This is a genomic window from Burkholderia sp. PAMC 26561, assembly GCF_001557535.2.
Taxonomy (GTDB): domain Bacteria; phylum Pseudomonadota; class Gammaproteobacteria; order Burkholderiales; family Burkholderiaceae; genus Caballeronia.
Genome location: NZ_CP014309.1, coordinates 781,307 through 793,876, shown reverse-complemented (window position 1 = coordinate 793,876; position 12,570 = coordinate 781,307). Strand labels below are relative to the sequence as shown.

Genomic DNA, 12,570 nt, shown 5'->3' with positions numbered 1-12,570 from the left:
GTCGAACAAAGCCGAGGTCGTACGCCTAGGTTCATGACATCGACGCCAAACGGCCGGTTCATGTTCGTCTTGAATGAAGAAAGCGACAACATCGTCGCGTTTGCTGTGGACCACACGTCCGGACGGATCAAGCCAACAGGATTTTCCGTTCAAACCGGCAGCCCGGTTTGCATGATCTTCTCGCAACATCAAGCGTAAGCACCTCTGAATCTTTACGGGCATCGAGCGGCTTGACGCCGATGAGACTGATATGCAAGCACCATCAGCAATAAACGAAACAGCGCTCGTCAGGAAAATTTCGTGGCGCATCATTCCGTTCGTTTTCATCCTTTACATCGTCTCGTATCTGGATCGGGCGAACATTGGGTATGCGGCGCTTCAGATGAACAAGGAACTTGCCCTTAGCAGTGAAGCGTTTGGCTTCGTCTCGGGCATCTTCTTCATCGGATATTTCCTCTTTGAAGTGCCCAGCAATGTGATGCTCAACAAGTACGGTGCGCGCGTCTGGATCGCACGTATTCTGCTGACATGGGGAGCTGTCGCGATCGTCTCTGCGTTTGTCCAAAACGCTACTCAGCTTTATATCTTGCGGTTTCTGCTCGGGGTTTCGGAAGCCGGCTTTTTCCCAGGCATCATCGTCTACCTGACGTACTGGTTTCGTGCCAAAGAATTAGCGACGACCGTTGCCCTGTTCACGGCCGCCATCCCGGTTTCGTACATCATTGGCGCGCCGCTTAGCACGTGGATCATGGATAACGTCCATTGGCTGCAGTGGAGTGGATGGCGATGGATGCTGGTCCTCGAAGGTGCGCCTGCCCTACTTGGCGCCGTGATGTGCTTTCTCTACTTGGCCGATCGCCCGAAGGATGCCAAGTGGTTGAAGCCTGATGAGCGTGACTGGTTGCTGGCTGAACTTGAGGAGGACAAGAAAGCACGCCCAAGTGTGAAACACATCGGGACGTTCAAGGTGCTCGCCAGTCCGAAGGTCCTTTACCTGTCGTTCATTTACTTTGTCTACCAGTGCGGAAGCTTGGGCGTCGGTTACTGGATGCCGCAAATCATCAAGGCGTTCTCAACAAAGATCAGCCATACCGAAATCGGGCTGATCGCGACGATCCCTTACATATTTGCAACAGCGGTCATGGTGCTGTGGTCACGTAGCTCTGATCGTCGGAGCGAGCGCCGGCTGCATTCGGCGATTCCGTTGGCCGTCGCAGCAGCAGCCTTGTTCGGAGCCAGCATGGCGACAAATCCATATGTCTCCATTTCGATGATCAGTTTGAGCCTCGCGGGCTTGTACGCGTTTAAATCCCCGTTCTGGGCTTTGCCTACGCTGTTTCTCTCACGCTCAAGCGCCGCGGTTTCCATTGCCGTTATCAACTCAATCGGCAATTTGGGCGGGTTCGTCGGCCCCTTTGCCATTGGCTACATCAAGGAGCAGGGCGGAAGCTCGACTACCGGCCTGCTGTTCCTTTCTGGGCTTCTGGTCGTGTCATTCTTCATGACCAACTTTATTCGCATAAAGGAACATATTTCGGAGGTTTCCGGGGTAGAGGCTGTCCCATCGAACAAGAGTGCTTGAACGCGGCAGCCATTGACCGTTACGAGTTCACTCGCGCTCCAAAAATCAGCAAATTTTTATAACAACTTAGCGTGGGTGGAGGTCCCAACGAAAAAAGCGAGTTCGGAAAGAATGGCCTGCCGTAGCTAGCTGTCATTTACTATGACTGCCATGATGTCTCCGGGACGATCAGAAGTAATGTTTGAAGAATGGAATAAACGATGTTGATGATGATAAAAGCCGTCGTGCTGTTCCGATAGAGCCGGAAACTACTCAGCACATAGCAGCAGGCCGCGTGCGATGCCAACTTTGGATCGTGTCGAACGCTGGCGAACAAAGACCGCATCGCCGTGTCTGCATTCGTTGACCCAGGTCAAGCCGGGCCTCGTCGCCAAATCTACACTCTCAACGTTAGAAGGCTCGTTCCACGCAAAGGGGATTGACGTTGAGAGCATTCGTGTATCACGGACCCGGCGGAGAATCTCTTGGGAGTGAAAGGCGGGGAAGAGCATATCAAGCCACCGGGCATGATTCCGCGAAGTGACGGCCACGCAATTATTTCCGTAGGATTTCGCTCTTTTTTGCGACTAAGCAACAGCCAGAAATATTTCATGACAAAGCGGTTGATCAAAGTGTTCGACGGCAGCGGTGCCGTCATCCACTCCACCGCTGCAGCATCGATCTCTCGGATATTGGTTGCCGCCCTCGGCACCGGTATCCTTTGCCGTTAGCTTCTGTGGCCGGCTTTTTTATTAGTTGCCTCTGCCTAACCCAAAGATGGCCGCATGGAACAATGTGTCGCCAAGCGATGTGGGTGAGGCAGGCCTAACTTGCGTATTTCAGCGTTCGATGGGCATGGCTAACGCGTACGGAGACGCGGCGGCAGATGACCCGTTTCGGGTTGCGAAGGCCTTATCGGTGTTCCGACTGCCCTACGGTTCCAAGTGTGTCGGCGTGACGGCCCGATCGGCGACTGTCCCCAGGATGCGTCGCACTCGATCGAAGTCAACGGGTTTGACCAGATAATGGTCTATTCCAGCCTTCAACCCGAGCTGTCGATCTGTTTCGTGACCATATCCAGTAATTGCCACAAGAACCGTGTGGTCGAGACTCGGTTGTTCTCTGATGCGCGATGCCACCTCGTAGCCGTTCAGCCCGGGCAAGCCTATGTCGAGAAGCACGACGTCAGGCCGAAATTCGGAGGCGGCTCGAAGCGCGCTATTGCCATCGTGCTCCATCCTTACGACATGCCCGAGCATTCCCACCAGCATCGCCATACTCTCTGCGGTGTCGACGTTGTCATCCACTACGAGAATTCGCAACGCGGTCGTTGATTCAATACTTGATTCGGTCACGGGTAACGTTTGCGTTGCTGACGATGCTGCGATCGGCAGGCGTATGACAAATTCCGTTCCTTCGTTCAAGACGCTATGAACATCGATGATCCCATCGTGCATTTCCACGATACGTTTTACTAACGCGAGGCCGATCCCCAGTCCACCGCGGGAGCGCGCAAGGGACCGCTCTGCTTGTGTGAAAAGTTCGTAAATATGTGGTAGTAATTCCGGGGCTATGCCGACGCCGCTATCTCTTACGCGCACAACGCAATTAGTCTCTTCGAGCTCGACCGACAATGCTATTGTGCCGCCTTCATCGGTGTATTTGGCTGCATTTGCTAGAAGGTTGACCATCGCCTGTTCGAGCCGCGATGCGTCTCCGTTGATCCATATTAGGTTCTCTCCAAGCGACTTGGAGACTCTATGGTGCCGTTGTTCAATCAGCGGTTGAGTTGTCTCGAGGGCCCGACTCAGTATTTCCTGGATGGTCACGCGCTCAAGCCTCAACCGCACCCGTCCCGTCGTAATCCTCGACACTTCGACTAAATCATCGACCAGTCGCGTCAACTGAACGAGTTGCCGCTCGATGATGACGCACGCGCGATCCATTGTGGCGTCTTTGATCTCGTGGTGGCGCAGGAGCCGGACAGCGTTGGTGATATGAGCAAGGGGGTTGCGGAGCTCATGGCTGAGCATCGCAAGAAACTCATCCTTCTTATGGTGCAATTCTGTAAGCGCTGCTGCCTGCTGCTTCAGAACGTCTTGCATGCGCACGCGATCGCTGATATCACGGATATTGCATTGAGCGATCGGCTGGCCGGCGACCGAGTAGACATTGCTGATGAATTCCACCTCGGCCGGCTTTCCTGCCATGGTCTTCAGCGGGAGACTATCGTAACGGACATACCCGTATTGCTGCAGATGCGTGTAAGTGGCCTGACTCGCTTCTTTGTCGGCAAAGAACCCGATTTCCCAGAGCTCTTTCCCGACCAGCGCACCGTGGGAATAACCTAGAAGATCAGCGATGTACCGATTGGCATCGACGATGACAAGCGTCTGAGCATCAAGAATGAGGATGCCGTCCTTGGCTGTCTCGAACAGTCGTCGATAACGCAGTTCTGAGTCTCGTAATGCGCGCTCTGCAGACCGACGTTCCGATACGTCTTCAATCGTGACTAAGATTAGATTGTTTGTTAGGCCGAACAAGCTGAGAGCGGTGGCACTCACTTGCATCGCGCGTTTGCCCAAAGAGGGAAAGAAGTCTTCGACAAGACAGCATCGGCTGCTCTGCTGGCCCTGTAGAAGCCCATCCAAAACCCCATCAACGTCGATTTTGGCCCATTGCCCGTTTCCCAGTGCATCTAGCTTGATCCCAAGGGTCTCTGCCGCCGTGACACCGAAAGTGCGGTAAAACTCAGGGTTCGCTGCATCAATGCTTAGATCAGGATTCAACACCAAAAGCGGGAAGGGTAGCGAATCGATTACGCTCTGCGCCGCGCTGTGTTTTTCCGCAGAAAAAGAATTTTCATCACTTCGAGGGATCTCCTCCGCGAATATCAAAAGTCCTGTAGCTACCCCTTGAGGTGGGTTCAAATCGATCGCGCTACCGATCACATATTTTGACAAACCGCTCTTGGTCGAAATCGCTCCGCTGACCGACCGCGAATTGTGTTCTGGGGAAATTTTCCTGGAGATTTCAAACAATCCCTCGGGGTCGTTCTCCGTTGAAAAAACGTGCTGCAGCGTCCTACCGCGCGCCTCGGCAATGCTCCACTCAGTAAGGCTTTCTGCTTTCGTATTCATCCAAAGCACGCGTCCCGTGACGTCAACAGTGATAACTGAATCGAACTGGATGAGGTCGGGATCAGCGAGTCTTCCGAAGTCATAGGCCTCTGGCGGCTGACGATCTATGTTCATTCAAAATTCCATAATGTGTCGCCGCACTGGTGGCATTAACCCGTAGCTGTTTAAAACACGGGTTTGCAAGTAGCAAAAAAGTTGACTGCCAAGCTATTGTGCTGCGCGTGCAAAAGAAGGGGATGTATCAAGCGCGCTCAACGCAGGAATCGCTAAGAGTGACGCGCCCAATAGTAGGAGGCCTGATAGAGAACCGTCTGTTAAAAGTATTAAGCAGATGGCGAAAAGTCGATGATCTCCCTGCCGGGTCTTACAGTCCGCATTAACTTATATTCTGTTTCCAATGTGTTCACAAGGAATAATGTGTATCCGATATGTCCATGTTCGGAATGAAATAGTGTTTCAGTAAAGCGTTGACTACAACATTTGGTTGCTCGTTCGCAGCGTTGATCGGCAGAATAACGTCGTTCCCTCGTACACAGCCGCCGTCGTTGATCGCAGTTGTTTTGACGTAGTGTGAAAAGGTGTTTGGAGCTTGGTCAAAGAAAGGGCTTTGGGGGCGCAAAGTCCGTAAACCGGTAAAACTGCGCGAAATCAGTTGATATTTCATTTATAACGCTGGACGGAACGTCGTAAGGGTGATTAACTGGATTAATTCCTCCTGCATGACGAGCGGGCACCGAGCTTCTAGGTGAGAAGTTATGAGCGAACGGCTAGTCGACGTAATGATAGAGGCGAAACGGTTATACACAGATATCCGGTCACGATTAATGGGTCGCGTGGCATTGCATGCAATCAGCAGTTTGAAGCTAGTGCTCTGGAGGCGGCCGCCCATGGTCAACTCTTACCCAATGACTTGGCTGGTTTACAGTCCGGATGCATGTGAGTCGAGCAGAGCAGTTGGCGTCCTACGGGGACGATGTCAATGAAGCTTCCGAGACGAAACTCGGCTTAGAACAGTGCGTGCGTGCGCGAGCATATTTCCTTTGGGGGAGCGGTGGCCGTCTGGACGGAAAATCAGCAGATTTTAGCATTGCACTCTGGACCAGCATATCCGCGAGCGGGCCCACGCGGTTTGGGAGCAAGAAGGTAGACTCACCGGTGGGCAAGATGGGGGTTGGCGCCGCTTATGCGATTTTCAATCGTAGTGCGCTACGATGATGTTTGGTTCAGGTGGTTTATAGGGACGCCGCTCGTCGAAGAACAGTATGTTTTGCTTCTCTCTGATGTTGACCGCCCCCTTTGGCGCCAACGTCCTCAGCTTTGGTTTCCGTGGTCGGCATTTTTATTCCCTTTGTTGGCGTAGGTTTATTCAGGTGCCATTGACGTGGCGTGCCACGCGGGCAACGCGTTACTTAATAACCTTTTTACAGCATTGAAAATTTTAGATGTCATTGAATTGCCTACGGACCCCAACTAGACATAGGTGACCTTTGTTTTGTTCCACTTTCTTCAAGCGCCGGCGTGAGGCAAAAATGACTGTGCGTTCCGAACGATCTTCCAATAGCGCATTCACCGACAGATACATCGAAAGCGCGCCTGACGGCGCCTTCGAACATACGTTATTGCGAGCACTTGCACAGAATGTGCCGCACCGCATTTATGCAAAAGATTTGCATGGCCGTTTCATCTTCGCTAACGACTCGGTAGCAAAAGGCATGGGAGTTTCCGATTCTACTGAACTGCTGGGAAAAACTGATTTCGATTTCTATCCATTCGAGCTTGCCAGCGAGTATCACCGGCAAGAACAGGAGGTTCTAAGGCACGGGCGCTCGCTGCTCAATCAGGAGGAGCATGCGAAATATCTCCTACTAGAATCCGAAGCGTGGCTAGTTACGACGAAGGTCGCCGTGCGCAATGAAGCAGGGGAAATTATCGGTCTGGTAGGAATCAACTATGAAATCACCACTCAGAAGGCAGCTGAACTGGCGTTGCAAGCAGCTCATGCGATGGCAGCAGATGCCACGTTGCGACTGCAAGCCACTGTTGCGCGGCTTGATCTAGAGGTAAAAGAGCGCCAACGCTTCGAGCAGGAACTTCGCCACCAAGCCATGCACGACGCGCTCACTGGTCTGCCGAACCGGGCGTTGCTAATGGACCGCATTGAACAAGCCATCGAACTCGCCCGGCATCGCAACCAACCGCTCACGCTGTTGTTCCTTGATTTAGACCGTTTCAAGCTTGTCAACGACAGTCTTGGTCACGCCGCAGGGGATGAACTACTAAGGGTCCTAACCCGGCGGCTTGGCCGCGTAATGAGCTTAGGTGACACCCTGGGCCGCCTTGGCGGTGATGAGTTCATTCTCTTACTCACCGAGCCCATGTCGGCTAACGCTTTTGCTGATCTGACCGGAAACCTTCTGCGCGTCGTGGCCGAGCCGGTGCTCATCGCTGAGCGCGAGGTGTCCGTTACCTGCAGCCTGGGCTACTGCGTCTATCCCCGGGACGGAGCGGATGTGACCACGTTGGTTAAGCATGCCGACGCCGCCATGTACGGCGCAAAAAAAGACGGCGGTAATCGGGTGTGGCAATACACGGCGGCGTTAAGTTCGCACGCCGGCGAGCGGTTGGAGCTAGAGACGCAGCTAAAGCCCCCTGCGTCACAATAGTTGTCGCCTCTGAATTTTCTTAGTGAAGAGATCAGAGGTGGTAGATTGAAGACGAAACAAACGTATTCAGCCGAGTTTAAAGAGCAGGCGCTTGCGAAGGTCCTAAACCGCGGAAGCCGTACAGTCGGATCCGTGGCCGACGAATTGAACATGAATGCACTGACCTTAAGGAAGTGGATGAGAGGTAGCGCCACGGCAGGTCGGAGCTTGGACTCCGGACACGCAAAACGTCCAGAAGACTGGTCGCCGGAAGAGCGACTGGTGGCTTTGCATGAGAGCCATGGGTTGGTCGATGAAGCCCTGAACGCGTGGTGTCGCGAGCGGGGTTTGTTTGCCCATCATCTTGCGCAGTGGGGTGCGGATTTTTGCGTCGCCGGCAGGGCTGGCCATCGCCAAGAGAGCGCTCAGGAGATCCGTGAACTGAAGCAGGCCAATATGCAACTTCAGCGCGAATTGAACCGTAAGGAGAAGGCCTTGGCTGAAGCGGCAGCGCTGTTGGTGCTGCAAAAAAAGTATCGTGCGTTGTTCGAGGACGAGGCGTCATGACCGCCCTTGAAGATCGCAAAACAGTGATCCGTTTGATCGGCGAGGCCACCTCGGCCGGGGCTCGGCAAGCACCTGCGTGTAGCATACTGGGATTGAGCGAGCGTACTGTGCAACGTTGGCTGTGCGGTGAACCTGACTCGCTCGATGGGCGCTCGACGCGACACTATGAACCGTCCCATAAGCTTTCTGCTGATGAACGCGCGGAACTGCTGGCCGTGGCGAACTCTGCCGAATTCGGGCATCTGCCGCCCAGTCAAATCGTTCCCCGGCTGGCCGATCAGCAACGCTACATTGCCTCGGAATCAACCTTCTACCGCGTCCTGCGAGACGAGAACCAACTCGCTCACCGGCGCAGCGAGCGGGCGCCCCGCTCGTGCCGCAAGCCACGCGCTGTCATGGCCGATGCGCCGAACCAGCTTTACAGCTGGGATATCACTTACCTGCCTTCAGCGATTCGCGGGCAGTACTTTTATCTCTATCTATTTATGGACGTGTTCAGCCGCATGATCGTCGGCTGGCAGGTCTATGCCGAGGAGAGCGGTGCCCAGGCAAGCGAGGTCCTCAAGGATCTCTGCGCGCGTGAGGCGATACAGCCAGATCAAGTCATTCTGCATTCCGACAATGGTGGCCCGATGAAGGGCGCCACGATGCTGGCTACCTTGCAGTCCCTGGGCGTCATGCCGTCATTGAGTCGCCCGGGAGTCAGCAACGACAATCCTTATTCAGAATCGCTGTTCAAAACGCTGAAATACCGTCCGGCCTATCCGCTCAAACCGTTCGACACATTATGCGCCGCGCGCGATTGGGTCACCGAACTGGTGCGCTGGTACAACCATGAGCATCGCCACAGCGCGATTCGCTTCGTCACGCCAGCCCAGCGTCACCGAAATCTCGACCAAGACATCTTGAATCGTCGTGCAACCCTCTACGAGAGCGCTCGACAAAATAATCCGCTGCGATGGAAAAGCCAAACGCGCAACTGGCAACGCATTCATGTGGTCCATCTCAATCCGGATCGCGACGACAAAATCAGCGCCGTTTCGCAACCCCGTAACCAGGAGCTAAAAGCAGCTTAAATCTCATGCGTCGAGGCGACAACTAGCTTGAAAACTTCCGAAAGCAGGCCCTGCAACGGGACGAATTTCTGCTCCACTACCAACCCCAAATTCAGATTGCCAGTGGACGCATTGTCGGCGTTGAGGCGCTGATACGCTGGAAGCATCCCGTTCGCGGATTGCTGCCTCCGACACAGTTCATTCCGCTTGCCGAAGAGACTGGACTGATCGAGCCTATTGGCGAATGGGTGTTGCGAACCGCGTGCGCGCAAGCTGCTGCATGGCACAGCAGCGGGTTGCCGGCTCTGCGTATGGGTATTAATGTTTCGGCTCGTCAGTTCAACAATCCTTCGCTGGAATCGGTGGTCGCTCAGGTGCTCGCTGATTGCGGCCTGGCCCCTGAGCAATTGGAGCTTGAAATCACCGAGAGCCTTTCGATGAAAGACCCTGAGGAGAGTATCCGCATTCTGGCCAGCTTTAAGGCGCTCGGCATCGGTATCGCGATCGACGATTTTGGCACTGGTTATTCAAACCTTGTTTATCTGCGACGATTCCGCGTAAGACGGATTAAGCTGGATCGGTCGTTCGTCAGCGAGCTCGGTTCAGAATCAAGCAGCCACGCAATCGTCGAGGCAATCGTCGCAATGGCTCATAAACTTGACTTGCAGGTGGTTGCCGAGGGAGTCGAGACGGCCGAGCAGCGTGAACACTTGCTTCGCTACGGCTGCGACGAACTTCAGGGTTTCTGGTTTTCGCGGCCAGTTGATGCTGCCACATGCGGCAGCTTGCTGCTTTGCGAAATCAAACCGGATAACGAAAGAGCAAAGGCATAGCATGAAAAGATGCAACGGCGTTTTCTGATCGCTCGACGGCTGCTGGAGCCTTGCAAAAAGTGCCGTGCAATCGCGTGTCGTGCAGCTGGCGGGCGACGTGCATCTCTTCGCCAATGCGTTGCCGTCGTCCGATTTTCGATGAGGTAGCGATCACACGCTCAATGCATGACCGGCGGGACGAATTCCAGCGAACTGGCTGATACCGTCAGCAGGATCAGCACGAGTGGCACGTGCACGATCAATTGAATAAATGTGAACCCGACACTATCGCGGGCTCGCAGTCCGAGCACATCCAGCAACGGCAGCATCCAAAATGGATTGATAAGGATAGTTATCTTAATAGAACGGAACTTGATCTTTTTTCCCCGCAATTTTCGCTCGCACAACTAAAGTCGGTTCTAAGTTTCAAGTAAAGTTGGTACTACGCATTTCAGGCAATGAGTGCGCCGTCGCCACTAGGAGTTAGAGTGGCCTCTATTGCCGGCCTGGCGGGACTCGGAGAGTTTTGCGGGGGACGTGCTGCTCGTTCGGTAGGGTAGCTGCGTTGTAAGGTTTCTGGCTATTAAGTGCCAACTTTAGCTGAAATCGTTCAGAGAGAACGAAGTTTAATTGACGGCTAGGGGAGCCTATAGAACCAACTTTGCTTGAAATGGTTTGTGGCTCTCCGCCTTTTCCGACGGACGTTCCCAGCGAACAATGGCTGGATTGCTGTGGGACCATATTTAGTTGTGCAAGCGCTATGTTTTTACGCGTCCAAAACCTTCGAAATGGCCGCTTTTGGTGCTGACAATCGAACTTAAACCACAGCGTTCAAACGCGTGGTCTATGAAATTAGAATAGGCCAGATCTGACCAGAAATCGAGGTCGCTAGCGCGGAGAGCCGTCAAACGTTTTTGTGCCGTGCTAAGCGGCGGCCTTGTAAAATCCGAGAGTTGAGCTCCGCGGAGAAAATCGCAGATGTGTGCCAAGGCCAGACAGTCGTTATTTTTCGGCATCCTCACCCTCGCCGTAATCAAGTCACTTGCGGACACGAAGACGCTCGCGCGCGGGAAAGCATATTTCCAAGAGGGTGCCGTGTCAGTTCTTAAAGAACGTAAAAACATCCTTCGTGCTTTTGTACACGGTACCTATCAGTACAGCGTTCAACTTGGGATTGGGAGCGACGGTGAACTGACCTACGAGTGTGACTGCCCTGTTGGCGCGGACGGGATCTTTTGCAAGCACGCGGTTGCTGTCTCGTTTTCTTGGCTCGAAAACTCGGGTGAGGAGGTGTTTCATATAGACAAGCCAGAACCCGCACGAAGGGGCAAAAATCGCAAGACGTACGAAGAACTGATACGCGAGTATGTTGCTGGATTGGGCGAAGAGGTTCTGAGAGAGTTGCTCCTCGACGCAGTCGAGCGCGACATCGGTTTGCGCGACAGGTTGCTTTTTGCTGCTCGTGCAGCGGCTGCCGATGACGCACCGAGCATGAAGGCAGCAGTTCGTGAAGCGACCCGCGTGTCTCACCCACTCGACTGGCGCGAGGCGGGCGCATACGGTGATGGTCTGATGTCTCTTGTGGACATGCTCCGTCAGCGACTTGCTGGCCCCTACGCTTCCCAGGTAGTCGAGCTTGCAGAAGAGGCGATATCTGGGGCGGAGAAAAGTCTGGAACAGATCGATGACTCGAGCGGCGATGTTATGCCCGCCATTATGGAGCTGGCGGCCGTGCACCTTGAAGCATGCCGGCAAACGCATCCGGACCCGTTGAAGCTTGCCGAACGATTGTTCCGTTTTCAAACTGAAGGCGTGTGGGACACGTTTTACGACGTCTTGCCAGCCTACGCGGACGCGCTCGAGGAGCAAGGAATACAACGCTATCGGACGCTTGTGACAAGTGCGTGGGACAAGCTTGCTGAACTACCTCCAAGCAACGAGTTTCGCCGATCGTTTGACCCCCTACGCATGCGACTTGACCGTGCGATGGAGGCGATTGCCAAAGGCGACGGCGACGTGGACGCACTTGTTCTCATTCGTTCAAAGGATCTGTCGAGCCCCTACCGTTTTTTGCTGGTCGCAGAACTTTGTATGCAGCATGCGCGCTACGACGACGGCCTGAGTTGGGCAGAACGGGGGCTCAGCGAATTCGGGAAGAACGTTGACCAACGCTTGCTCACATTCTGCATTGAGGAATATCTGCGTCGCAGCGATTTCGCGAAAGCCGATGCATATGCGTGGCGACGATTCGAAATGCATCCTACAGCCGAGGGGTTTGCAGAACTGATGGAGGTCGCCAGCGCGACCGGCCAACGAGGCGTTACGGGCGCTCGCGCGCTCGACTATCTCTGGGAACGGGTTCGGGACGAAGAAGCACCGACCAAAGCGACGCGAGGTTCCTGGCAAGCAGGAACACGAACGGAAATGCTTAAACTATTTCTTTGTGAACGCGACTATGCCAAGGCCTGGGAGACATTTTGCGGCGGTCCGGTGGCCACGCACATGTGGGCGCAAATGGCGGCGATTCGAGCGAAAACTCATCCGCATGATGCGATCGCTTTGTACCACCGATTGCTGCCGATCGCCGCTGATAATGGAAGCCGAAAAGCGCGCTATGACGAGGCGTTTGGCATCGTAAGGACAATTAGCAACTTACGAGCGAAACTGGAGGAACACACGGTGTTTGTCGAAGAACTTCAGACGATCCGTGAGACTTATCGTGCCAAGCGCAATTTTATGAAACTGCTGGCAAGTTTAGGCTGAAAACACATCAACCTTCGCACGAAAAAGCCG

The 12,570-nt window shown here is 54.1% G+C and carries 11 protein-coding genes and 1 pseudogene; 9 read left to right on the top strand and 3 right to left on the bottom strand.

Going from position 1 to position 12,570, the window contains the following annotated elements; genetic code table 11:
• Positions 1–33: 33 nt before the first annotated feature.
• The 3 genes from AXG89_RS45025 (at position 34) to AXG89_RS42485 (ending at position 2,292) form a co-directional block, all read left to right on the top strand.
• A complete protein-coding gene (locus AXG89_RS45025; RefSeq protein WP_442861772.1) occupies positions 34–198 on the top strand; it encodes a beta-propeller fold lactonase family protein in 165 nt (54 codons plus the stop codon).
• A 52-nt stretch (positions 199–250) separates the two neighbouring features.
• Entirely contained in the window at positions 251–1,582 is a 1,332-nt protein-coding gene (locus AXG89_RS30435) for an MFS transporter (RefSeq protein ID WP_062172722.1), read from the top strand.
• 464 nt (positions 1,583–2,046) lie between these two features.
• Entirely contained in the window at positions 2,047–2,292 is a 246-nt protein-coding gene (locus AXG89_RS42485; protein WP_144029351.1) for a hypothetical protein, read from the top strand.
• Between the two features lie 201 nt (positions 2,293–2,493).
• On the opposite strand, the gene AXG89_RS30425 is transcribed toward AXG89_RS42485, so the two are convergent.
• On the bottom strand, positions 2,494–4,815 hold the full coding sequence (locus tag AXG89_RS30425; RefSeq protein WP_062172724.1) for a hybrid sensor histidine kinase/response regulator: 2,322 nt from the start codon (positions 4,813–4,815) through the stop codon (positions 2,494–2,496).
• 289 nt (positions 4,816–5,104) lie between these two features.
• Positions 5,105–5,365, bottom strand: coding sequence for a hypothetical protein (locus AXG89_RS42480; protein WP_144029352.1), 261 nt, complete (start codon positions 5,363–5,365; stop codon positions 5,105–5,107).
• 430 nt (positions 5,366–5,795) lie between these two features.
• On the opposite strand from AXG89_RS42480, the gene AXG89_RS45020 reads away from it, so the two are divergent.
• The 5 genes from AXG89_RS45020 (at position 5,796) to AXG89_RS30405 (ending at position 9,798) form a co-directional block, all read left to right on the top strand.
• Positions 5,796–5,903 (top strand): DUF2934 domain-containing protein, encoded by a 108-nt coding sequence (locus AXG89_RS45020; protein WP_082771648.1) that lies wholly within the window; start codon positions 5,796–5,798, stop codon positions 5,901–5,903.
• Positions 5,904–6,230: 327 nt separating this feature from the next.
• Entirely contained in the window at positions 6,231–7,364 is a 1,134-nt protein-coding gene (locus AXG89_RS30415; protein WP_062172726.1) for a sensor domain-containing protein, read from the top strand.
• A gap of 45 nt (positions 7,365–7,409) precedes the next feature.
• Positions 7,410–7,910, top strand: a complete 501-nt coding sequence (locus tag AXG89_RS45015) for a transposase (RefSeq protein WP_062172171.1) — start codon at positions 7,410–7,412, stop codon at positions 7,908–7,910.
• Positions 7,907–8,986, top strand: a complete 1,080-nt coding sequence (locus AXG89_RS30410; protein WP_062172173.1) for an IS3 family transposase — start codon at positions 7,907–7,909, stop codon at positions 8,984–8,986. Before AXG89_RS45015 ends, AXG89_RS30410 begins: the two co-directional genes overlap by 4 nt.
• Before the next feature lie 50 nt (positions 8,987–9,036).
• Positions 9,037–9,798 (top strand): putative bifunctional diguanylate cyclase/phosphodiesterase, encoded by a 762-nt coding sequence (locus AXG89_RS30405; RefSeq protein ID WP_082771569.1) that lies wholly within the window; start codon positions 9,037–9,039, stop codon positions 9,796–9,798.
• Positions 9,799–9,956: 158 nt separating this feature from the next.
• Here the strand turns inward: AXG89_RS30405 and AXG89_RS30400 are convergent.
• A pseudogene (locus AXG89_RS30400) lies at positions 9,957–10,124 on the bottom strand (TIGR00366 family protein); the annotation flags it as partial.
• 631 nt (positions 10,125–10,755) lie between these two features.
• On the opposite strand from AXG89_RS30400, the gene AXG89_RS30395 reads away from it, so the two are divergent.
• On the top strand, positions 10,756–12,540 hold the full coding sequence (locus AXG89_RS30395) for an SWIM zinc finger family protein (protein ID WP_062172730.1): 1,785 nt from the start codon (positions 10,756–10,758) through the stop codon (positions 12,538–12,540).
• Positions 12,541–12,570 lie beyond the last annotated feature (30 nt).

What these genes read in the sequence shown, in the direction of transcription:
- AXG89_RS42480 (WP_144029352.1), bottom strand. Translation starts at nt 5,365, where the DNA reads ATGAAATATCAACTGATTTCGCGCAGTTTTACCGGTTTACGGACTTTG.
- AXG89_RS30395 (WP_062172730.1), top strand. Translation starts at nt 10,756, where the DNA reads ATGTGTGCCAAGGCCAGACAGTCGTTATTTTTCGGCATCCTCACCCTC.
- AXG89_RS30410 (WP_062172173.1), top strand. Translation starts at nt 7,907, where the DNA reads ATGACCGCCCTTGAAGATCGCAAAACAGTGATCCGTTTGATCGGCGAG.
- AXG89_RS45025 (WP_442861772.1), top strand. Translation starts at nt 34, where the DNA reads ATGACATCGACGCCAAACGGCCGGTTCATGTTCGTCTTGAATGAAGAA.
- AXG89_RS30425 (WP_062172724.1), bottom strand. Translation starts at nt 4,815, where the DNA reads ATGAACATAGATCGTCAGCCGCCAGAGGCCTATGACTTCGGAAGACTC.
- AXG89_RS30435 (WP_062172722.1), top strand. Translation starts at nt 251, where the DNA reads ATGCAAGCACCATCAGCAATAAACGAAACAGCGCTCGTCAGGAAAATT.
- AXG89_RS30415 (WP_062172726.1), top strand. Translation starts at nt 6,231, where the DNA reads ATGACTGTGCGTTCCGAACGATCTTCCAATAGCGCATTCACCGACAGA.